General features: G+C 43.0%; 15 protein-coding genes. 6 read left to right on the top strand and 9 right to left on the bottom strand.

Annotated elements, in window-relative coordinates:
- Positions 1–54: 54 nt before the first annotated feature.
- From R8N23_RS01255 to R8N23_RS01240, 4 genes are all read right to left on the bottom strand, one after another.
- Positions 55–1,842 carry a PKD domain-containing protein gene (locus tag R8N23_RS01255; protein ID WP_318169745.1) on the bottom strand — a complete coding sequence of 596 codons (1,788 nt, stop codon included), beginning with the start codon at positions 1,840–1,842 and terminating at the stop codon, positions 55–57.
- A gap of 44 nt (positions 1,843–1,886) precedes the next feature.
- Positions 1,887–3,083 (bottom strand): hypothetical protein, encoded by a 1,197-nt coding sequence (locus R8N23_RS01250; RefSeq protein WP_318169744.1) that lies wholly within the window; start codon positions 3,081–3,083, stop codon positions 1,887–1,889.
- A 154-nt stretch (positions 3,084–3,237) separates the two neighbouring features.
- The gene (locus tag R8N23_RS01245) at positions 3,238–6,387 is read right to left on the bottom strand and encodes a choice-of-anchor tandem repeat GloVer-containing protein (RefSeq protein ID WP_318169743.1); all 3,150 of its coding nucleotides are present in this window, start codon (positions 6,385–6,387) and stop codon (positions 3,238–3,240) included.
- A 97-nt stretch (positions 6,388–6,484) separates the two neighbouring features.
- Positions 6,485–8,056 (bottom strand): LuxR C-terminal-related transcriptional regulator, encoded by a 1,572-nt coding sequence (locus R8N23_RS01240; protein WP_318169742.1) that lies wholly within the window; start codon positions 8,054–8,056, stop codon positions 6,485–6,487.
- 201 nt (positions 8,057–8,257) lie between these two features.
- Here R8N23_RS01240 and clpB point away from each other — a divergent pair, with 201 nt between their 5' ends.
- The 4 genes from clpB to R8N23_RS01220 all read left to right on the top strand — a co-directional run bounded on the left by clpB (position 8,258) and on the right by R8N23_RS01220 (position 13,285).
- Positions 8,258–10,873: an ATP-dependent chaperone ClpB gene (gene clpB / locus R8N23_RS01235; protein WP_318169741.1), complete on the top strand. Its 2,616-nt coding sequence runs from the start codon at positions 8,258–8,260 to the stop codon at positions 10,871–10,873.
- A 172-nt stretch (positions 10,874–11,045) separates the two neighbouring features.
- A complete protein-coding gene (locus R8N23_RS01230; RefSeq protein WP_318169740.1) occupies positions 11,046–11,408 on the top strand; it encodes a response regulator transcription factor in 363 nt (120 codons plus the stop codon).
- 248 nt (positions 11,409–11,656) lie between these two features.
- A complete protein-coding gene (locus tag R8N23_RS01225) occupies positions 11,657–12,547 on the top strand; it encodes an MBL fold metallo-hydrolase (protein ID WP_318169739.1) in 891 nt (296 codons plus the stop codon).
- Between the two features lie 18 nt (positions 12,548–12,565).
- Entirely contained in the window at positions 12,566–13,285 is a 720-nt protein-coding gene (locus R8N23_RS01220) for a 3'-5' exonuclease (protein WP_318169738.1), read from the top strand.
- Positions 13,286–13,293: 8 nt separating this feature from the next.
- Here the strand turns inward: R8N23_RS01220 and R8N23_RS01215 are convergent, their stop codons facing one another.
- From R8N23_RS01215 to mfd, 4 genes are all read right to left on the bottom strand, one after another.
- Entirely contained in the window at positions 13,294–13,950 is a 657-nt protein-coding gene (locus R8N23_RS01215) for a hypothetical protein (protein ID WP_318169737.1), read from the bottom strand.
- Between the two features lie 42 nt (positions 13,951–13,992).
- Complete coding sequence (locus R8N23_RS01210) at positions 13,993–14,580, bottom strand: DUF2867 domain-containing protein (protein WP_318169736.1); 588 nt, start codon at positions 14,578–14,580, stop codon at positions 13,993–13,995.
- A gap of 53 nt (positions 14,581–14,633) precedes the next feature.
- Positions 14,634–15,260: a 2OG-Fe(II) oxygenase gene (locus tag R8N23_RS01205; RefSeq protein WP_318169735.1), complete on the bottom strand. Its 627-nt coding sequence runs from the start codon at positions 15,258–15,260 to the stop codon at positions 14,634–14,636.
- 77 nt (positions 15,261–15,337) lie between these two features.
- On the bottom strand, positions 15,338–18,700 hold the full coding sequence (gene mfd, locus R8N23_RS01200) for a transcription-repair coupling factor (protein WP_318169734.1): 3,363 nt from the start codon (positions 18,698–18,700) through the stop codon (positions 15,338–15,340).
- Positions 18,701–19,119: 419 nt separating this feature from the next.
- Between mfd and R8N23_RS01195 the strand changes: the two genes are divergently transcribed.
- Complete coding sequence (locus R8N23_RS01195; RefSeq protein ID WP_318169595.1) at positions 19,120–20,484, top strand: IS4 family transposase; 1,365 nt, start codon at positions 19,120–19,122, stop codon at positions 20,482–20,484.
- Between the two features lie 492 nt (positions 20,485–20,976).
- The gene (locus R8N23_RS01190) at positions 20,977–22,440 is read left to right on the top strand and encodes a M64 family metallopeptidase (RefSeq protein WP_318169733.1); all 1,464 of its coding nucleotides are present in this window, start codon (positions 20,977–20,979) and stop codon (positions 22,438–22,440) included.
- Positions 22,441–22,580: 140 nt separating this feature from the next.
- On the opposite strand, the gene R8N23_RS01185 is transcribed toward R8N23_RS01190, so the two are convergent.
- A complete protein-coding gene (locus tag R8N23_RS01185) occupies positions 22,581–24,503 on the bottom strand; it encodes a S9 family peptidase (protein ID WP_318169732.1) in 1,923 nt (640 codons plus the stop codon).
- Between the last annotated feature and the right edge of the window lie 6 nt (positions 24,504–24,509).

The following is a 24,509-nucleotide window of genomic DNA, read 5'->3' as shown; positions in this document are numbered from 1 at the left end:
TAATTCAATCCACCAATATAATCCAATTGTTTGAATGCTCGATTGGAAGAAGGTCTATTCCTTTACCAATCTTAAAACATAAAATTTATCGTTGAGCGACACGCGCATGATATAGTTTCCAGCACGTAATGATGATAAGTCGAAAACAGTTTGTTGATTTTCAAATTCCAATACTTCTGTGCCTTTCAAATCATATATGCTTATTTGATCAATTTTTTGATCCGACTCCAACGTCAAAAATGATTGTACCGGATTTGGATAAAAAGACAGCAATTCATTGAGCTCCTCAGTAGAAAGCACATCATCATCATCGATCACTGCGGTTCCTTCTACTACGATTACCTCTTTTTGATAAAAAGCTTCACATCCCAGGCCATCAGATACCACAAGGGAAGTGAGGTAAGTTCCATCTTCTGAGAATGTATGGCTATTGTCCCCGGCCGTATCGTCATCTATTTCATCATCTGTTTCAAAATCCCAGGCCCAGTTAGCTTCTGAAGAAACATAATATTGCTCAACATCAAAAGTCGTTGGTGTTCCTTCTTCTACAGGTAGGGTGCTAAAAAAAACGATAGGCTTTGGTTTGATTTCAATTTCCATACCCAGACTGTCTTTGCAAATTTGACCTTGCCTAACCGCAAGGCTAACTTCATAGGTGCCAGGGTGTTCGTAGATATGAGAAGTGTTTGTTTCTGTATTATCAATTTCATTATCACCATTGACGTACCACCGGTAGGTAGCATCGATTTGTAAGTTTGTTGTAGCGTCTTCAAAAGCAACAGTTTCTCCTGCACAAGCCAAACTCACCACAAAGTCTACGATGGGCTGGGTGCAATCATCCATCACTTCAAACTCACGACCTTCTGCAAATCCCCAAGCGCCATTTGCATTTTGGGCTCTAAAATAGATCACATTTGTACCTACAGGTGTACTCTCTTCGGTTATAGCTTCCAATACCTCTTGGTTGAAAGAATCTGTAGGAGAAACATCTACTTGTGTGGCTTGCCCTACGCCAGGATCTTCATTCACAAAATATTCTAAGCGCACAATGTCAGAGACTTCTTGAAAAACATCCACTGAAGGTTTGACATAAAACCTTCGTTTTTCGCTAAAACCCCAATCCCCATTAGCGTTTTGTGCCCGTAAATTCAAAGTATGCCAACCTTCAGCTAGGTCGTCTGCCACGGCATAATCCATATCGATTTGTGGGCCGTTTGTGATGTCAATGCTTGTTCCTGCTCCCACGCCTGGGTCTTCGTCTATGAAATATTCGACCGCCACTACGTCATGTACTGTTGGTTCGGGGTTGCCTGTATTAGTATTGATAACGAAAGACCGTGTTTCATAAAAGCCCCAGTCACCGCTGGCGTTTTGTGCACGCACCACCAGGAGGTGGTAGCCCTCTTCCAGTGCAAACGGCGTCAGGTCAATGCTATGCATCACATCTTCTGTTTGGCCCGGGGTTATCCCAATGGAAGTACCGTTGCCCAAACCCGGATCATCATCGATAAAGTATTCTAATGATGTGATGTTTTCCGCTGAAGGCTCAGGGTTGCCTACGTTGGTGTTGATTACAAATGAGCGGGTTTCGTAAAAGCTCCAATCTCCGTCTGCATTTTGTGCGCGCACTACGAGCAAGTGCCAACCGTCACTAAGATTTTCACCTGACAGATCTAGGGTAAAGTTTTCATCCACTGTAGGGCCTGCTGATATGCTCAGGCTTTGGCCGTTGCCTACTCCTGGGTCGTCGTCGATAAAATATTCAAGGGCGACAATATTGGATTGCCCCCATACATACATCGGGGTTATTGCCAATAGAAAAATGTTCAATAGTTTCTTCATGACTCCATTGTTGAGGTACATGTGGCGGTAGCCACCTTCTAACATTAATTGGCCTTGATGCTAATTTCCACATCCAAATCATCCCCCGGATTGATTACCGCCTCTGTATTCAGAATTTGGATGGTAGGCATTGGAGAAGTGTCATAGGTAAAGTTTGATCCGTTGAAAGGATATGATCCATCAGATATTCCACAATGGTTCCCATTGCCATCAATGTTGGTAGCTGGAGAACCACTGTCTAGTGTAAAGTCTCGCGAGGAATCCCATGAGTTAAGAACAGGAGCGTTAAGAAACAATGGGCTTTGTCCTTCTACATTACCTAGCCCAGTATTGCTATTGCCCGAGCTGCCACCTGATGGAGGTAATTCGTCGTTGCCTGTTTCATAAGTAAGATTGTAGCTAAAAATATTACGCTGAAAATTGTCGGATGTACTTCCTCCTGCCGCTGTTAAACTAGGCGTACGGCCATAAAAAATGTTGAACGAGATAGTTGCATCAATCATGCTCGAACTGAATGCAGCATCTGAGCCATTGGCTCCAAGGAAATTATTATTGACTATCATCAGTCCATCTCCCTGAGAATCCTTACGAATTACACCATAAATGATATTATTAGTAATGATAGCAGATTGTGCCGTTGGCGAATCAAGTATCACATTATTCCTAATCAAATTGTTTCGAAGCAACAGATTACTCACTTCTCGATGGATGTGAATGGCGCCTCTAATGTCACAATCATAAATTTCTAAATCTGCAATGGGTACTTCACATGAGCCGCAATATACGTCTGAGGTAATACTATATCCACCTGTCAAAATACAGTTGTTGATTTTAATTCCAGTAGAAGTGTAGGAGCCACCACTACCATGACCAATTCGGATAGTGACAAGTGTAACTCCCGTCAACGTACTATTTGATGAGTTGCTCGTGTTGTCAGTATTATTCCAAAAAAGCAGCGTTCCCATTCTAGAATGAAATGGGAGATCTTTATCTAAATTGTAGCCAATACCTTTGATGTGTAGTTCTTTGGTGATCGTGGCATCCCCATAGGTGGTGGGGCTGGGTTGTATGTAAATCAAGTCACCTGCATCGGCTGCATCTACTGCGTCCTGTATGGTCGAGTAGATCAAATTGCCAGTTGGGGCATTGTAGTTATTGTCAACGATTCTAACGGTTTGGGCATGGCCACATAGACATGACCCAATTAGCAAAACGCTAAGAGTTTTTCTGAGGTGCTTCATTATGGTGGAGTTTAGGTGAAAACTCACTGATCTCATTTGATTGAAAATCAATGAGTTGTTCTTTTAAATTTCGTCAATTTAAATTGGAATTCAAAAGTTGCTACCTGTTCCAACAGGTTTAAGGTAGGATCGGGACAAATTCTTAGAAAATAATTTATTGTTTTATTAATGGTAAGGTCCATTGTTCCTTGCCAACTATCCTTACTACATAATATCCATCGGGCAGTTGATCGATAGAAATGGCTCCGCGAGGGTTTGATATGTTCAGCCACTTCTTACCTTTCATATCCAATATTTCGATTTGATGAATTCGCTTAGCTCCCTGGATGTTAAACTGATGATTGGAAGGATTGGGATAGACCGACATTGTCACTCCTGCCTCATCTATATTCAACACAGGTTCATCTGGCACAGTGGCTTGCTCCTCGATGATCAATGTACCACCAATCAAATTGAAAGTATAATTATCTGCCGATCCGCCGGTTAGCGTTATATCATACTCTCCGGATGCACCGGCCTCACCATCCGTCGATATCGAAGGAGGCGCGATGTCCTCCTTCGAATCGCCATTTACAAACCCGTCGTACACAAGTTGGAATTCGGGGATTGATGCTGTTGCGGATATGGTAGTATCTTGAGCGGTGATGGTCAATGGTGCTTTGTTTATGGTCAATGTTCCGTTCGTCAAGGTCAGCGCATAGTTGGCAGCATCTCCACCCGTCAGAGTGATTTCATACGTGCCAACATCTGACGTAACGGTAGCTGCAGTACTGACATCTGGTAGCTCGCTAAGGTCATCGGAATTGTCCCCATTGACGAAACCAGTATAGCTCATCGTTAGTGCTGGGTTTTCATCTCCGTAGGTCCGGCTTTGATCATCGGCTGTGATGGTAAGTGGTACCTGAGCTACCTCGACATCAGCCATGGCTTGCCCCTCCTCATAGTTTACATTTTCGTTCTGGAGGGCACTGATGGTGCATTGGCCTGCCCCGACAACTTCGGCCAAATTTCCGTCAATCTCGATGACCGAAGAATTTGAGCTTTCGTAGGTAATAGCGGCTCCACTGCTGGAAAATGCCTCAAGCTCAAACGAAGGATTGCCATAAGTCTGATTGGCCACTTCAAATTCCATTTCTGGAATCTCCTGTTCACCGACGATTAGTAGCTCGAACCTGTCAGTAGGCATTTTGGTACTGGCATCGAAATCCATCAGGTTTTGAAATCCATTCGTATCATCATAGGTGAAAATGAATCCTTCACTATTGGCTCCGCTATACGCCATGGCACCCCAGAGCATTCCTCCATAAAAGGTAGGTCGTCCTATAAAATTGCCATCTTCTTCTATCAAGTGATATGGTGTTTCTTCTTCTGTGCCATCGAGAGCCACTTTTCTGATGAATCCCTGGCTGTTGTTTCCTCCAGCATTGGTAATCAGATAAAAATGAGTGTCAGATAAAGTAACTTTTTCTATGACATCGGTTATGGTATATATCACTTCGTAGCTATTGTCAGACAGGTCTATGCGGTAGATGCCCATGCTGTTGGCGCCATTACTATATAATGTTCTGCCATACAGCATACCATTTCTTATTTCTAAAAACGCTGAAGGCCGATATAAACCATCTGTACTAAATGTATGTAAGGTTGTTCGCTCAGCTGTTTCAGGATTAAATGAATATACCAGACCTACGCTATTGTCGCCTCCTCCATAGGTGGTACCGTAAATCATACCTTCATAGGCCACTACGGGATTGGGTTGATAGCCGCTGGCAGTAGATTTGGAAAAGTCGAGTTCTACTTTGAAGGCTTCCTCTTGTAAATCATAACTGAACAATGTTCCAGCTATTGAGTTGCCATGCTTGTAATTGACCCCCCAGATTTTGCCATTCAAAGCTATCAGTGAGCCGTGAGGTTCTTCACCATCTTCCAGTTCGAAATAGTGCAGATGCTTAAAATCTGATCCGTCTGTATTGACAGAGAATAGGCCGCCGTAGTAATTGTACATTTCTCCACCTGATCTCATAACGCCGAACAGTCGGTTTTGATAAAAAAGGAGTTTGCCGTCAAACTCATAACCAAATCGATAGGCACCATATTGACTAACGTCTGTAATAAGCTTGCTGAATTGTAATGATTCGTAATCAGACCCGTCAGTGTCAATTTTAAACACCGAGCCGGTTCCACTAAAGTTGGATGAAGTAGTTCCCCAAAAGTGGCCGTCAGATTCTACCAAACCTCCATAAGAGTAATAATCTCTATATATAGAAAAAGTATGATGATTGTTCGCTTCGTCCGCTATCGGATCAAAACTGTAGAGCCCAAATTGATAGGTCATTCCCCACAACACACCATCCCTTTCTATTACCGGCCCTTCCGGGAATTTTCCTACCTCTGAGTTATCAAACGAATGCTCCACTTGATAACCTGAGCCATCTGTGCCAATAGAGAAAATGGAACCCCAGAGGTTATCGCCTCCACCCCATGAGGTTCCCCATAGCCGATTGTTGTATAGCAATAATGTTCCGTTTGGTCTACGCGATATGCGCTGTCGTACCGTATAGGCACTACCGTCTGTATTGATAGTAAAAATCAGACCAGTGTCTGAGGTACTTCCAGTGGCAGCACTGACACTATACTCACAAACTCCCCAAAGCTTCGAGCCATCGTAGGTCATTTTGCCATCTGGCAGCTGACCATCCAGGCCATTAAAGTCATGAATGCTTTCGAAATTCTGGCCATCATGGTCGACGCGGAAGATAATTCCGTAGTCATGTGCGCCTCCCGTGGCATAGCCGTAGATCTTTCCATCCACCGAGATAATCTCCGCACCTGGTGTATCCAGTTCTTCGTCTAGCACAATGGTGTAGCCCGTACCATTGGTATTGATTTTGAATACCACACCAGTATCTGACACCCCACCCTCAGCGGCAGTTCCCCAAAAGTAGCCATCTGCTACAATCAGTGATCCCCAGGGGCGGATGCCGGTAGAAGTATGAAAATGATGATGGATTTGAAGGTCTTCCAGATTCATGTCCACACTAAATAGCGTGCCTCCGCTGTACTTACCACCACCACGAGAAAGTCCCCACATTCGGTCATTATGGTAAAGCAAGTCAGAATCAGGACTACTTGGCTCACCGTCGTTTACGATGATTTCCAAGTTGCTGCCGTCGATATCTGCGGAAAAGACAGCACCATTGCCGTTGACGGCTTTGGTGGTTCCATAGATTTTGTTGATTTGAGATTGGGCTGTGAATACAGATCCAAGGATAATTGTGAGCAAAAGAGAACTTTTGATGTTCATGGCAATACAGATTAAATGGCGAATTAATGCTTCAAAGCTGCTTGCCAATCACAAAAATATTCCAACCCACCCCGGGTAGTTGTTTATTACCCTTTTGCTAATTTGTATGAGAAAGTGCTTCTCTGGCTTCTAGTCTGGTAGATACGCCCAGTTTTGCATAGATATTTTTCAAGTGATATTTCACGGTATTGACACTTAGAAATATTTCATCTGCTATTTCTTGATTTGATTTATTTGTGATGGCCAATTGCAGGATCTGAATTTCTCGATCAGTAAGTGAATTGGGAATTTCATTTTTTAGCTTGCCATAATCGAGTTCTATCTCGTCAAGTTTCACATCGGACATGATTTTGCCGATTCTTAATCGTAGGCCATCAATCTCTTCACTCAATAAGGCTTTTTGTAATTTGTTTCGAACCTGACGTTGACGGATGGTCACGATAAGAAAAATACAGAGCATGAAAACCAAGACAGCTATAATTGATAAGGCAATCGTTTGTCGATCTTTGTTTTTTACCTCAGTTTCCAATTTTTCTATTTCCCACTCTCGTTCTGCTTTTTTAAACTTTTGTTCCAATTCGGTGGTTCGTTCTGCCACTTTCTCATCAAGCATAGCATCTTTCATTTCCATCGCTTGGCTCAACGACTCAGAGCTTTTCTTCCAGTTTTTAACCCCTTGGTAATAATCGGAAAGAAGCAGATAATAACTATGAGCCATATCAACATGCTTATGAGTGAGCTCCAACTTATCTAATCTTTCCAGATATGGATAAGTGACTTGATAATTCTCATTTTTTAAATGGTAATCAGCCATACCCATATTGGTATAAATTTGAATAGCCTGAGGTGTATTTGAAGCCAATCTTTGTTCTGCTTCGCTGTAGTATTGATAGGCTTGTTTGCTATCACCTAATTCATTCCATGACTGGCCAAGAATGACCAAAGCTTGTGCCTCATAATCATGATTACCCAGTTGTAGAGCCAATTCAATTGCTTCCTTGGCTATTACAATAGCGCTATCATAATTGTGCAGCTGCATGTACATGCCAGACAGGTTGATCGAAGCATTATACTGCTGCTCTACTCTTCCGTGTTTTTTGTAGATTTCAATGGCTTGAATCAATACTGATTTGGCCATGTCAAATTGCCTTGTTCTGCGAAAAATGAGCGATTGATTATTCAATACTTTAGCTTGATACACAGGCAAGTCGATTTTTTGATAAATTTCTCCTGCCTCAGCGTACTCGTCTAGCGCCAAGTCCAACTCACCAATAATGGTGAACACCGCTCCTTTATTGAATATGGCCCTTGCACATTCCTCCAAATTATTTTGTGAACGGGCTAGATCTTCTGCCTTTTGGTAATAAAATATTGCGCTATCAAATTGATTTTGATAATCGAATGCCAGGCCGTAAGCATTCCATCCTCTGGCAGTTAGTCTGGAGTTTTTCAGTTTTTCTGAAATAATCATGCCCTGATGGGCATGAAAAAGAGCAGAGTCAAAATTGTATTCTGCCCAACTCTTGTTGAGTTCATAATGGAGAAGGGCTAGGCTACTATCCTCTTTTGAGGAATGAAGTCTATCATTTAGAGAATCAATGATGTTTTGATTCTGTGCCAGGCCATTCACACTTAAAAGGAACAAAAGGCCAAAAACTGTTGATTTCATATAGGCTTGCATTGATCACACCAAGATAATTCATTTGATTGTTCTATTGGCTTATTAACTTCTTCTCTTTACAATGAATTTCGGCCATTCTGTCCGAGAAAATATAAATCTCCTCCTATTGCAAGCCATAATGTCTTGATTCACATGAATTTAGGCTTTGGAATGTGATTTGATCGACTTCTCGTCAAACAAGGAAGAATTATGAATTTTAATATATATACAGTAAAATCACAAGAGGTCATCAACAAAGCCGGAGAGCTGGTTTTGGCTAATGGCCAACAGGCCATAGAGCCGGCGCACTTATTCCAGAGCATACTGGAATCGGATGAAAATGTCATCGGTTTTGTAACCAAGAAGTTGGGAGTTAATAAAGAGCAACTGGCTGAGAAGGTTAACGCTCAGGTAGCCACCTATGCCAAAGTATCTGGTCAGCAACCTTATCTATCCAACGATTCCGCTGCGGCGTTGACCAAGGCAGAATCTATCGCTAAAAAGCAAGGAGACGAGTTTGTAGCCATCGAGCATTTGATTTTGGGCATATTGGCTGGCAAAGACAAAACCGCCAGCATTTTAAAAGAATCTGGATTCAACCAAAAGGATCTCGAATCAGCTATTAATGAACTAAGAGGAGGAAATAAAGTGAATAGTCAAAACGCAGAATCGAATTATCAGTCTTTGGAGCGATACTCCAAAAACCTGAATCAACTGGCCAAGGATGGCAAGATTGATCCGGTGATTGGGCGCGACGAAGAAATACGACGTGTCCTACAGATTTTGTCTCGTAGGACAAAAAACAACCCGATGCTTATTGGTGAACCGGGGGTGGGTAAAACCGCAATCATCGAAGGTATGGCACAAAGGATTATAGATGGCGATGTGCCCGAAAACCTGAAAAGTAAGGTTTTGTATTCACTGGACATGGGTATGCTTGTGGCTGGCGCCAAATACAAAGGTGAATTTGAGGAGCGCCTAAAGGCCGTGATTAAAGAAGTAACGGACTCGGCAGGAGAAATTATTCTCTTTATCGATGAGATCCACACCTTGATAGGAGCCGGTGGAGGAGAAGGAGCTATGGATGCAGCGAACCTGTTGAAGCCGGCTTTGGCCAGAGGCGAACTGCATGCGATTGGTGCCACTACTTTGAAAGAGTATCAAAAATACATTGAGAAGGACAAAGCGCTGGAGCGAAGGTTCCAGACGGTACTGGTAGATGAACCTACAGAAGTGGATGCCATTTCTATTCTTCGAGGAATCAAGGAAAAATACGAAGTCCATCACGGCGTCCGAATTAAAGATGATGCGGTGATAGCAGCGGTTGAATTGTCGAGCAGATATATTTCTGATCGTCAGTTGCCAGACAAGGCGATTGACTTGATGGACGAGGCGGCTTCTAAGTTGAGAATCGAAATCGATTCCTTGCCAGAAGAACTCGATGAATTGCAGCGAAGAATCATGCAATTGGAAATTGAACGAGCTGCGATTCGACGTGAGAAAAACAAGGATCGAGAAAAAGTACTTTCTAAAGAAATCTCGGAATTGTCTGAGAGACGTGATGAGCTGAAGGCCAAGTGGGAGAACGAAAAAGCGGTAATCACTGGTATTCAAACAGAGAAGGAAAACATAGATAAGTATAAAGCTGAAGCAGACCGGGCGGAAAGAGAAGGAGACTTTGGGAAAGTAGCCGAATATAGATATGGCAAAATCCAGGAAGCGGAGAAAAAGCTCGAAGAGTTTAAAGTTCAGCTGGCTCAGATGCAAGGCGAAAGTTCTTTGCTGAAAGAAGAGGTAGGTTCCGAAGATATTGCCGAAGTGGTAGCTAAGTGGACGGGAATCCCTGTACAAAAAATGCTACAAAGTGATCGCGAAAAACTGCTGCACCTCGAGGATGAGTTGGGCAAGCGGGTAGCTGGACAGGCAGAGGCGATCGAAAGCATCTCTGATGCGGTACGAAGAAGTCGTGCCGGATTGCAAGATCCAAATCGTCCGATTGGCTCGTTCATATTCTTAGGTACCACCGGTGTGGGTAAAACAGAATTGGCTAAAGCCCTTGCGGACTACTTGTTCAACGATGAGAATGCCATGGTACGTATTGACATGTCTGAATATCAGGAAAGACATGCAGTGAGTAGACTGATCGGTGCTCCTCCCGGATATGTGGGTTATGACGAAGGTGGCCAGCTTACTGAAGCGGTAAGAAGAAAGCCGTACTCAGTAGTACTTTTAGACGAAATCGAAAAAGCGCACCCAGATGCTTTCAACGTCTTGTTGCAAGTCTTGGATGATGGCCGATTGACAGACAATAAAGGTCGCGTGGCGAACTTTAAGAATACGATCATCATTATGACTACAAATATTGGTTCGCATTTGATTCAGGAAAATTTCGAGAAGCTAAATGCTGACAATGAAGCAGAGGTAATCGAAAAGACCAAACGCGAAGTCTTTGAGTTGATGAAGCAGTCGGTCCGTCCGGAATTCTTGAACCGTGTGGATGAAACCATCATGTTCCGTCCACTGACGAAGGAGAACATCCGCAAGATTGTGGGCATCCAGTTCAAGTTGATACAGAAGCGATTGGCAGAGAACGGCATGAAGCTGGAAGGATCGAATCAGGTCTTGGATCGCTTGGGTGAATTAGGATTTGACCCTCAGTTTGGAGCCAGACCGCTCAAGCGAGTGATGCAGAAGCTGATTTTGAATGATTTGTCTAAACAAATATTATCTGGCAAGATCAGCAACGAATCAGTAATCGGGATGACACTCAATGATCAAAACGAAATTGAGTTCATCAACCTCGATGAGGTGAAAATAGAAGAGTAATAAATTCGCATTCATATGAGGCCTGTGCATGAAAGTGCACAGGCTTTTTTGTGCCATCAAATGTCTAGGTGAAATACCCATTTTCACCTATTTAGAGCATTTCGGCATGGTCGTGGCAAGTATACTTCCATCAAATAACGAATGATCTCATTCTACCTAAATGGAAGAAAACATGAAAAAGGTTTTAATTGTTGACGATAGCTTTCTGATTAGACAAACACTGAAAAAATTACTTCCGGCGTGTGGAAACATAGAAATAGTTGGAGAATGTAATGACGGTAATCAGGTGATGGACTTTTTGTACAACTATTGGGTGGATACCATTATTCTAGATTATCACATGCCGAAGATGAATGGAGCGGAGACGGCAAAACGAGTAAAGGAATCTTTCAACCATATTAATATTATCCTTCATACTTCAGATAGAGAAATGGCTTATATCACCGATCATGTAGATGATGTGATCATCAAACCGGCCAAATTTTTTGAGTTAGCTCAATTGGTGAAGAAAGATATGCTAGTTTCTTCTAGGTGAAATACCCATTTTAACATTTCTTAATACTTTTTGGCATAAAGATTGAATGTATATACATGAGTTTAGATTGATTAACAATCGTTGAGACTGACGGTCTCAATGATACTCAACCGCTCGGTTGAGATTAGTTGATTGGTTATGTTTTGAGTTTTGTCCCGGGGGTGGTTCCCCGGGATTTTTTTTGCCCAAAGCGCTTGGTTGGTTTCGAAAAGGATTAATTCTTTTATCTTTATTCAAACTTCATACGCATGCCGGATATTAAAATTATTGACCTTCAGTTTAAAAGTTTAGATCACGCTATTGCAGCTTATTTACTGCCAACAAGCGAAGGCCCTATTCTTATAGAAACCGGTCCACATTCTACATTTCCAAAATTGAAAGAGGATGTAGAAGCAATGGGCTATCAGATGGAAGATATCAAACATGTTTTTTTGACACATATCCATTTGGACCATGCAGGTGCAGCCTGGGCTTTGGCAGAAACAGGTGCTAAAATTTATTTGCACCCGTTTGGAGCAAAAAATATGGAAGATCCTTCGCGCCTGATGGAATCAGCCACAAGAATTTATGGTGATCAGATGGATACTTTATGGGGTCAAATGAAACCGATTCCTGCCGATCAGCTTATACAGGTGGAAGACCAGCAATCCTTTCGATGTGGAGATATAGAGATCAAGAGTTTACACACCCCAGGCCATGCCAAGCATCATATCGCCTGGCAAGTGGGGGATGTTATTTTTACCGGAGATGTAGCTGGAGTGAAAATTGATAATGGCCCTGTGGTTCCTCCTTGCCCACCGCCAGATATCAACTTGGAAGACTGGAAAGCTTCAATTGATATTTTACGGAATGCTGAACCATCTGCCTTGTATCTCACCCATTATAACAAAATAACGGCTATTGAACCTCATCTTTCTGCTTTAGAAAACATTCTAGACGATTGGGCAGCGTGGATCAAAAAACAAATGCAAGCTGGTCTGAGCAATGAAGAAATGGTACCACTTTTTATGGCATACACCGCTGATCAATTGCGTGAAGCTGGATTGAGTGAGCCAACAATTGAGTTGTATGAAGCAGCCAATCCATCTTGGATGAGTGTGGCTGGGCTCGTGAGATATTGGACTAAAAAAGAAAGTTAAATGTAAAATCAACCGATCATGAATAACCTAAAGAATCTTGTCTTTCTAGACATTGAAACGGTATCAGGTTCTCCCACCTTTGAAACATTGGAGCCGGCCATGCAAGAATTATGGGAAAAGAAAAGCACTTTTCTGAGAAGAGAAGACGACATTCCGCTGGACAAGCTTTATTTTGATAAGGCAGCTATTTATTCTGAGTTCGGAAAAATCATTTGCATTTCGGTCGGCATACTATACCATGACAAAGAGGATCAATTGAATATTCGAATCAAGGCGATTCGATCAGATGATGAAAAAGAACTGCTAGAAGAGTTTGTTGCTTTAATGCATGACAAAATGGATGAAGATAAAATCCAACTTTGTGGTCACAACGCCAAAGAGTTTGACTTTCCATATATCTGCCGACGCATGTTGATCAACGGTATTGCCTTACCGCCATATCTACAACTCTCTGGGAAAAAGCCCTGGGAAATCAAACATCTTGATACGATGGAAATGTGGAAGTTCGGAGATTACAAGAGCTTTACTTCACTGGCGCTACTCACAGAAGTGTTTAACATTCCCTCTCCGAAAGACGACATAGACGGCAGTGATGTGAACCGGGTGTATTATCATGAGGAGGGATTAGAAAGAATCGCTGAATATTGTAACCGAGATGTTCTAGCTACTGCTCAGGTGTATTTGAAAATCCAAGGTTTGGAATTGATTGAGGAAGACAAAGTTCAGTTTGTGGAATAATGTCCTCATTAATCATGGGGAACATAAAATCGATAGACGGTAGTGGTATCTGTTTGGTTAAGTCTTAAACGATTAGGCGAGGAATTATTATTTTGTTGACTAAGCCGCTGAATACTTTTGATTAATCCCTTAGATGGGTCGGAAGAGAAAAGACTTACTCCCTGTGGCTCTTTCATATAGTTTTTGAAATTGTCCAAACTATTCATTTCGGGCACATAGCCTTTCTTGTACAGTAGGGTCGAAAACGCTACATTCTGAATAGCATTAACCTCTTCCTCCGAATACTTTACTTCATGTTCAACAATTTCCTGTTTGAGTTCTTCTTCAAGTAGATAGTCTCGAATGATTATTTCATCCATCAGATTTTCTTTCTTTTTCATATAGACCCGTATGGGTTGAAGTGGGCTGGCGGCAATGAGCAAGCTATACCTTTCAAAATTGATATGGGAAAAAGTGAGAGTATCACCGATATGCACAGAGATGGAAAAATTTCCATCCGCATCTGCAATGACTTGCGTTTCATTTCCTACAATGTGAGCAAATGATATGGGTAAGAAACGCTCTGCATCCACTATTTGGCCGAACAATATGTTGGAGGTGTTTTGAGCTTCTGCTGGGATACCAAGCAAACCTAGTACTGATATTAAAGTCAGCGTTTTGAGCATTTAGAGGATTGGTTTTTATCCCTAAATGCAAAAAGGACTGAGCTAGGTGTATTTCTGGTTCCATTGATTGGCCAGCATATTCAATAAAGCAGGATACACAATCCAATGTCTAAAGGGTTTGATTACCAGCATATAGACTTGACCAAACAGACCATTCGGTTTTACATAAATCGCCATGCGTGCACTAGCCGCTTGGTCATCCACCACTTTAGCTAAATGTATGGCTGCCTGTACAGTTTTGTTTTCTATTTCCAACATCACCTCGTTTTCTAGTTGGTACACCAAATCGAAGTGCGAAAAACCTCCTTTCGGTAATTCATCTACAGGAGTTTTGGTTTTTTCTGCGAATCGTTTTTTGAGCACGCCAGGTGGAAGTTTTTGGTTTGTTATGTTTGGATCTTCCCAACCAAACACACGGCCGAGCCAGTTACGAAATTGAAACAATAACCCGGCAAATCCTTGAGTGCCTATTTGGCTAATGGCCTCTACGAAAGTATCTTGAATGTTGCGAATCGGAGTAGCGGAATTAATGTGGATGGGAAGAAGCCAGACATCTTCTATTCTAAACCCATTAGTTATTTGGTGCGCCTGCCAAGGTTGGCTTTCATGGCTTGATCGTAGGTTATCCATGTTTCAAGTTTGGTTATTAGGTATTACGATCTAGCTCTGCAGAAGATGTCGTTTTAGGCCAAAAAAGTCAGCCCTGGTGGTTGATATAACAGCCAGCCCGTCAGACTATATCGGTCCACATTTGTTTCTAATACTTCATGCTCTACCAGGTCGCTGCGCATTAATACTACCCGTTTGGCAATTGGTGCTATTTTCCTTTCTTCTCCATTGAGATATACTTTCAGTTCTCCACCGTCCCCCGCTGCCCAATCCTTATTCAGATAAAGAATCATGGAAATCAATCGGTTGCTTCGATGATTGAATTGGTCGAGATGTCTTTTGTAGAAAGTACCTTTTGGGTAGTGCGCCATGTGAAATTCTGAGCCTGACAAACTAAGAAAGCAATATCTATTCAGTCGGGCAATGGCTTCATCTACTCGTGCAAAAAAATCAGAGAGCTCCGTATCCTTTTCACGATTTAACCATCGGATATAGTCTCCCCTTATCTGGCTTTTGAGCTGGAATTCAGTGCCGGTTCCGATACCTGCTTTCTTAAAATCATTCTCGTTCAGGTGGTCCTGAAAATATGAAAGAAAAATATCCAGCTCGCGATCGTTGATGAAATCATCGATCACCAGATAGTTTTCTTCGGACAAAGTATCAACCCAGTCGATCCAAATGTCCTCATGATTGTTTGTCAATGTCTATGTGAAAGAACGGCGCGAAGCTAGCGTGCTTTTACCTAATGGAGGCTGATAATGAAAAAAGAATGCAAAGTCTATTTTCCCTTTAGGCTCACCCAAATATTATTGAGCTGCTCCACTGCCTTGTCGATAGTTTCTATATCGGCCATCACGAGCATCAGTTTGTCTTTGATCTCTTTGAGTTGATAGGTTTTTGGATGCTGCTGTACATAGCCGATGATATGTCCAAAGGCTGCAGACTGATAGTAGGCATCATTGTCCTTTGGCGGGAAGTAGCAACGCATTCGGCCATTTTTCAGTACCAGCTTTTCAAAACCTAAATCAATGGACAACCAGCGAAGTTTTACCGTTTTGAAAAGGTCTATAACAGATTGAGGAATTTTTCCAAACCGGTCTAAAACCGACTGCTCAAAAATATTGAGTTCTGCTTCAGATTTGATATTGTCGATCTGTGTGTAGATACTTAGCCTTTCGGTAATGTTTTTGACGTAATCCTCCGGGATAAGAATTTCCAAATCCGTCTCTATGATGCAATCCGAAACCAGTGCCTTCACATCCACCGCTTGATCTTCGAATAGGTCCTTGAACTCATTTTCTTTAAGATCGTTGACCGCCTCGTCGAGAATTTTGTGGTACATGTCAAAACCGATATCAGAAATGAAACCACTCTGTTCACCCCCGAGCAAATTACCAGCACCACGAATATCCAAATCTCGCATGGCCACTTTAAATCCATCTCCCAAATCAGAAAACTCCTCCAAAGCGCTGAGTCGCTTTCTCGAATCCGACGACAAGTGAGAAGTAGGTGGTGTGATCAGGTAGCAAAAGGCCTTCTTGTTGGATCGCCCAACACGACCACGCATCTGGTGGAGATCTGACAATCCGAAATTTTGCGCATTGTTGATAATGATGGTGTTGGCATTGGGAATGTCGAGCCCACTTTCGATGATATTGGTGGAAACCAGCACATCGTACTCACCCTCGATAAACTTAAGCATGGTTTTTTCCAGCTTCGGCCCTTCCATCTGGCCGTGGGCATAGCCCACCCTCGCGTCTGGCACCAGTCGGTGAATCAGGTTGGCCACACTTTCGATATCGCTGACTTTGTTGTGGACAAAGAAAACCTGTCCACCGCGACGTAATTCATAGCTCACGGCGTCACGCGTCATGGTTTCGCTAAAGACATGAATCTCGGTAGTCACTGGCTGTCGGTTGGGCGGAGGTGTAGAGATCACACTCAAGTCGCGCGCTCCCATCAGCGAAAAGTGCAACGTTCTAGGAATCGGTGTAGCGGTAAGCGTGAGCGTATCCACGTTTACCTTGATTTCTTTGAGTTTGTCTTTGATTTTTACACCAAATTTTTGCTCTTCATCGATGACCAAAAGACCAAGGTCTTTGAAGACTACATCTTTGTTTACAATTCGGTGCGTGCCGATCAGGATATCGACTTTTCCTTCTTTCACTCTGGCGAGAATGTCTTTGATTTCTTTTGTAGTGCGAAAGCGGTTGATATATTCTACCGTCACGGGAAAATTGGCCAATCGTTCGTGGAAGGTGTGGTAATGTTGCATGGCTAAAATCGTGGTAGGCACGAGTACCGCAGCTTGCTTGCCATGAACTGCGGCTTTGAAGGCCGCGCGGATCGCCACTTCCGTTTTCCCAAACCCTACATCGCCACAAACCAGACGATCCATAGGATGTGGCTTTTGCATGTCCACTTTCACATCTTCAGACGCTTTGGCCTGATCAGGCGTATCTTCATAGAGAAACGAAGTTTCCAACTCTGCCTGTAAGTAGCCATCTTCCCCAAAGCTAAAACCCGGAGCGGCTTTTCTTTTCGCATAGAGCGCAATGAGCTCCTTGGCGATGTCTTTGACCTTTCGGCTAACCTTCTTCTTTTTGTTCTCCCATTCGGGCGAACCGAGTTTACTTACTTGTGGAGGCCCGGTTTCTTTGCCGCTATACTTCGAGATTTTGTGCAGCGAGTGAATACTGATATACAGCAAATCATCGTCGCGATATACGAGGCGAACGGCTTCCTGTTTGTTGCCGCTCACGTCGACCATATCCAGACCTGCGAATCGGCCGATCCCGTGATCGATGTGCACCACATAATCTCCAGGATTTAGCGTGCGCAGTTCTTTCAGTGTGAGCGCCTTGGATTTCGAATGCTTCTTACGGACTTTGTAGCGGTGAAACCTTTCGAAAAGCTGATGATCGGTGAAGCAGGTCAGCTGTGTCTGATTATCCACAAACCCTTCTCTTAAACCCAGAATCAAAGAATCGAATTTGATAAATGGATTGATTTCTTCGAAAATCGAAGTGAGTTGTTGAATCGGCTTTTCTGACTCAGACGCAATCAGCGTCGCATATTGCTTTTCCTGAAAGGATTCCAGACTTTCTGCAATCAGGTCAAAGTTTTTATTGAATGACGGTTGAGGATTGGCATCAAAGCTAAAAGCATCTGCCCCATTCAAGTAGAATCGATTTCCAAATTCTATTTTGACATAGTCCTCAATAGCCGCTTCAAACGAAGCACTGGTTTCAAAAAGCTGGTTGGGGTCCATGGCCAGGCTAGCGCCACCGCTGGCTTCTAAGATGGTGTCGAAACTTTCTTTCGCCTTGGCGAAAGACTTGTCCAGTACATCCATGGTATTCTGATAGTCTTTGATCCAGATTTTTGAATTGTTGGGCACGTAGTCCAAAAACGACTGACGAGTCTCTTCCAGCAGTTTGGTCTGGATATTCGGAATGATGTTGATGGTCTTGAGGTTGTCTTTCGACAATTGACTTTCAGGATCGAACGTCCGTATGCTTTCGATTTCATCGCCAAACAATTCGATACGAAATGGCAATTCACCTGCATAGGAGTAGATATCCACAATGCCCCCACGTACAGCAAACTGACCCGGCTCGTATACAAAGTCGTCTTGCACAAAACCGTAGTTGAGCAGCAGTTCGGTGAGAAAATCACTGTCGACTTGCTCGCCCACCTTGGCAGTGAAGGTGTTTTGCACTAAAGATTTTTTGTTGATCACCTTTTCGGTAAGTGCCTCTGGATAGGTCACGATCAGCTCTCCTGCGGAAGATTTGTTGTTGATTCGGTTGAGGATCTCAGCACGCATGAGGATATTGGCATTTTCCGTTTCCTCAAATTCGTAGGCGCGTTTATAAGAAGATGGAAATAGTAGAACTTCTTTATCACCCAGGAGATTCTGAAGATCGTTATAGAAATAAGCCGCTTCTTCTTTTTCGTGCAGAATGAAAATGTGATTCTGGTGGTTGAGCTGGTATGTGGCTGCCGCAGTGATGGCATCAAGGCTTCCTATCAATCCTTTCAAATTGATGTGCTTATTTTCGTTTGGCTTCACGGCTTCCGCCAATGCTTGAACTGTCGCCTGGGATTTGTATAAGGAAAGTAACTCTTTTTGATTCACACCTTGAAATTAAGGCACAAAAGTAAGCGTTTTGTGTTTGGTGAACCTAGCATGTGGATTACAAATTAGAGTGCAAGGAGGCGAAGATCGTATTATTCTATACGTCATCACGAGTGACACGAAGTGATCTTGAAGTTCAGATACGGATTGATTGACGAGATTGCTACACCTTGGTGTCCCGTTCGTTCGCAATGACGAATTATTTTTCTTCATTCTACTATTTGGATTCCTGCCCTTGCCGTACCCGTTGCCATAGCCGTCAAGCTAAGGTTTTCTCGACTGAATTTGTGGTTTGGGCATGGTATCCCAGTTAGGAATACCTAGTGTTCTTCCCCATATTTGTTTGATTTTTAAATGAACAAAAAGGCGGGCTTTTGATGTATTAGTGACCTGCCTTTTTTCTTTCTCAAAAATACTGTTTGGGGAAGAACCGACAAGAAATTTCACAACTAATTGAGGCTAAGGCCAGTTGTTTTTCAGGCTGTTTAAATAAGATTTTTTCTAAAGAGAAACTTGATCTTTTGGCCAGGGAGAGTGGCTTTGTACAGCGTAAGTCACGTTTGGACGCATCTAAGTTCCTTGATCTACTTCTTTTTTGTGATCAGTACCTAGATCAAGTGAGCCTTGAGGATCTGGCCAATGGTTTTGTTGAGCAACATGGTTTGTCTATTTCAAAACAAGCCGTCCAAGAGCGGTTCAATATCAAGGCTGTCGAATTTATGAGTGCTTTGCTTAGCCAATTGCTGGCTGGGCAGCTGAATTTGAACCCATCTGAACAAAACAAATTTAAGCGGTTCAATCGGGTGATGGTCAAAGATTCTACACGGTACACGCTTCCAGAGGCTTATGCCAAAACGTTCAAAGGTCATGGAGGCCAAGGCAGCAAGGCCCAGATCAGTATCCAGTATGAATATGATTTGCTTACCAATGTCACTCAAAGGCTGGAATTGACGGCAGCCTGCCGTAATGATCAAACAGATTCTAGGCAAACCCTGGGCGATATCGAAAAGGGAGACCTCTTGGTTCGGGACTTGGGCTATGTGACCCAGCACTATCTGAAGCATGTTTCCCAACAAGGGGCTTATTTCCTGAACCGCTTAAACAGCAGGTGGGGCGTTCAGGATGTGGACCAGGCTCCAATCGACTTTTCTGCCATATTGAGAAAACTCAACAAACACACATTGCCTGCTTTAGAGCTGGAGGTGAAAATCGCAGATATGCCGATGCGAATGATTGTTGCAAAAGTGCCCGAGCAGGTTTACAAACAACGTTTATTGAGGGCTGAAAGAGCAGCCCATGGTAGACACAAGGTCAGTAAAGAGTATAAAACAAGGGCATGGCTGAACATATTTATAACCAATGTGCCAAAAGCATGGGTTTCCACTTCACAGGTTCAAGGCATATACCGCACCCGCTGGCAAATCGAACTTGTATTCAAAGCCTGGAAATCACAAGCCCGAATTGACAAAATGAAAGCTATGAAACAGGAAAGATTCCAGTGCCAGCTTATTGCCCGCTTTATCTGGATCATGCTCCACTATCAAGCCTTCAGGTTAATAGAACAGGGCTTGCTTGACCAAGGAATGGCTATACGGTGCAGTCAGAATAAATTTTTCAAAACAGCTTTTAGGCTATCTAATGACCTCAAGAAAGTTGTTTTTGAAGACCAACCCCTAGAATACTGGTTTAAAAAATTACTCATCCGATCTGATAGAAAATATCTCACTGAAACCAAAAACGGAAAACAAAATGTGTTTAAGACCATAAACAACTTCTTAACTTGACGGCTATGGTACCCGTTGCGGCATCTACCGTGGTTTCTTCAGGCAGATTGCGGAACAGGCCCGCAAAAGATTTAGTTGGTTGGGAACTATTTCTAATCAAATTCCATTTAAATAAGCAGAGTATAAATCTATTCATGATCGCGCACTCGCGATTCATTGTTTAAGGTTAGGTTGGTGATTATGGCGCGCTTCTCTTCGGGGCGCGCTATTTTTTTGTCGTCACTTCGACCACAGGGAGAAGTCCCCCTCGGAAAGCAGTGCGGAAGGAGGGGTCTCACTTTGCTTCAATGACGGAATCTAGAATTAGCCATCCATCAATTTCCATTTTCTCTTGTCATTTCAAGCGAAACGAGAAATCTTAATATCCACTAATTACGGAAGCTATCTTAACGAGATTTCTCCCATCCGGTCGAAATGACAACTTATATGGAGACTTCTCTTTTTCCGAATCCATCGATTTCCATTAATTTACCCCTTCTTAAAACCTTAAAAATGATGAAAAGACTCTTCCTAATTTCCGCGCTAGTGGTGTGCCTCATGTGCTGTGAACAAAAACCAACAACTACTTTTGAAAAATACTTCACGGACCAGACTTTGCGAATAGACTATTTCCATGAAGGAGATGCTAAGACGGAAACAGTTGAAGTAGATGAGCTCTATTCTTACGAGGGCTGGGCGGGTAGTTTGGTGACCTTAGTCGACTCGCTCAACTACGGTGCATATTATCACAAAGTATATGATCAAGCCTCCGGTAAGTTGATTTATTCTAAAGGTTTTGATAGCTATTTCAAAGAATACCAAACCAGTACACCCGCCATCAATGGCGAAGTGAAGCGGTTTCACGAGTCGGCCATCATCCCAAAACCTTTGAAGTCTGTCGTTTTCGCTTTGGACAAAAGAGATAAAGACGGCAACCTCAATGAAGTCTATCGAACAACTATTGATCCTTCGGAAAGGAAGATCGCAGAGAAAGATGCTGAAGTCAATGTCTATGCTAGTCTGGACAATGGCGATCCACATATAAAAGCCGATATTCTGATTGTAGGGGAAGGTTACGCGGCAGCTGACAACCAAAAATTTCAAAATGACTTGAAGAGATTTACAGAAGTCTTTTTCCAGGCAGAGCCTTGCAAGTCGTATAAAGATAGATTCAATATTCGCGGTGTGTTGAAACCATCGGAAGACAGTGGCATCGATGAGCCAAGAGCAGGTATAGATAAGAACACAGCCGTAAGTGCCACTTTCAATTCTATGGGGTCGGAAAGGTATTTGTTGACCGAGGACAACAAAGCCCTGAGGGATATTGCCGGCCATGCGCCCTACGATGCCTTGTACATTATGGTGAACCACAGCCGATATGGCGGAGGCGGTATTTACAATTTTTACTGTACCTACACCTCAGATAATATCTTTAGTGAGTATCTGATGGTGCATGAGTTCGGCCACTCGTTTTTCGGGTTGGCGGATGAGTATTACACCTCTTCGTCGGCCTACAACGATTTTTATCCGCAAGGCTATGAGCCTGCTGAACCAAACATCACAGCGCTACTCGATCCGGAAAATGTGAAATGGAAACATTTGTTATCCGAGGGCATCGAACTCCCTACATCATGGAACAAAGCTTTCTACGATAGCACTAGCTTGAAATGGCAAGCCGAGCGTCGTATGCTGAACGACAGCATCGCAGCTTTAAAAAAAGCACAAGCACCAGCTGAAGCTATAGCGGCAGCAGAAAAGCTGTATGATGAAAAGGTAACGGCTGAAGATGCTCGAGTACAGGACTTTTTAGAAAATGCGGACTTCTCGAAGAAAGTGGGTGCTTTTGAAGGAGCAGGTTATGCCTCGGTGGGCATTTATCGCTCTTCACCCAATTGCATCATGTTTACCCGTACGGACTATTTTTGTCCGGTTTGTCAGGAGGCGATGATCGATGTGATTGAGTCTTACGCGAAGTGACTTAATTAATACGGCTGTCTCAAAACTGTCCGTCATTGCGAACGGAGTGACGCAATCTCATTCTATTTGGTTGAATTGATTTCAAGGTCGCTTCACTCCGTTCGCGAAGACGTGTTTTTTCTTTTGAGACAGCCCATTATTTAATTCTCCACTCCCTTCAGATGCTTATCTAAGAACTTTAAGACTTCTTTAGAAGCAGTAATATTATTTTCTTTCTTTTTGAATCCGTGTCCTTCGTCGTCGAAGAGTACATATTCTACAGGCACATTGTTTTTTCTGGCTTCTTCTATCATCTCGTCCGATTCTACCTGGAGTACGCGAGGGTCATTTGCCCCTTGCAATACGATGAAAGGCTTGGTGATCTGATGTGCAAAGAACAATGGTGATTTGTTGTACAACGCTACCGAATCTTCAGTGTTGGGATTGCCCATTTCTGTATATAGTGCCTCTCTGAAAGATTCCCACCAAGGTGGAATTGATCTTATGGTTCTCAACCAGTTGGTCACGCCGAAATAATTAACGCCTACGGCAAACTCCTCAGGCGCAAAGGCTAGTGCGGCCATCACCATGTATCCGCCATAACTTCCTCCCATGATTCCGATCTTGTCGGTATCGATGTAGTCGAGCGTAGCTAAAAACTTTTTCGATTCTACACAATCCTGTAAATCATCTTGTCCATGTCTTAAGTCATCGGCTGCATAAAATGTTTTGCCATAGCCAGAACTTCCACGATTGTTTACCGCAAGGAAGGCATATCCATGATTGACATAATATTGAAGTCTTGGTGTGTAATTGAGTCTGGTTTGTCCGCCTGGACCGCCATGAATCATTAGCATGACGGGTACTTTTTCTCCGGGTTTCAAACCTTTGGGTTTGTACAAAATCGAAGGTATTTCCATTCCGTCGAAGGAAGGAAAACGAATCACTTCGCCAGCCACTAGATCATCTGGGTTGATTTCCTGGTTCATGGTGTCGGTTAGCTTTTTGTAAGTACTGGTACGGAAATCATAGACATATAAATTTCGTGGCGTGTTGGAGTTGGTCATATAGAAACTCATCAGATTTTCGCTTTCTGAAATCTTTACACCTGAGATGTCCCCTTCTGGCAGTCCTGAGATCTGGATAGGTTCTCCAGTTTGGCCGTCAAAAAATTTGACTTCGGTTTTCGCATCGTTGTTGATCACGGACACGCGGTATTTGCCCGTTCGGGACAAGTAGGAATAAAAGATGTCCCAGTCTTCTTTTTCTACCACTCTGCTTTCACCTGTTTGGAGGTTGTAAGCTTTCAGGTACATAAATTCGTAACCTTCATTGGTGAGATAGAAGAGCTCGGAGCCATCCAGACTAAAAAATTCCGGGCTGTAGTCTGCATCACCTTCATGTTCGCTGATCAGCTTGGTTTCACCAGTTTCTACACTGTGTAAATACATGTTCGAATTATTGGTGGTGATGGATTGATGCAGCGCAATAAACTTTTCATCATTAGAAACGAGACTGGGGTTGAGTCCTTTTTCATTCTGATAAAATAGCTGTGTTTCGTACATCTTACTTTCGTTGCCGATATCGTCCAGCTTGATCCAGTACAAGTCGAAGAATCTTGGGTCTCTCTTGTTGGAAGTCAAAAACATTTTTGTACGGTCGTAATTCCATCCCCAAAAATTGGCCTTGGCCGCAGAGTCTGGGGTCAGGTCTTTAGTCATACCGTCGAGTTGATTCACATAGATGTGCGTGATTTCATTTCCTCCTTTGTCTGAAGCGAAAATGAAGCGATCGTCTTCAGGGAAATACGACATCGGAAAAACGCCGTCATCTGTAGCTTGCGTCAGCTGTTTTTTCTCTCCTGTTTCCAGAGACACTTCAAAGGCGTTGTACACGCCAGATTCCTTACTACCGATCAGTACTTTGGATTCATCAGGTGAAAAGTACCCGCCATAGATTTCTTTTACATCCATGAATTGCTCGATGGTGTACTGCTGAGGGGGTATTTCTTGTAGGGTTTGCGTACAGCTGTACGCGATCAGGCACAGGCAAATCAATGCCTGCGGGGTCTTGGTGAAGTTCATGTTTAG

Source organism: Reichenbachiella sp. (genome assembly GCF_033344935.1).
Classification (GTDB): Bacteria; Bacteroidota; Bacteroidia; order Cytophagales; family Cyclobacteriaceae; genus Reichenbachiella.
The sequence above is the reverse complement of the archived record's forward strand: the minus strand, read 5'-3'. Positions and strand labels throughout refer to the sequence as shown.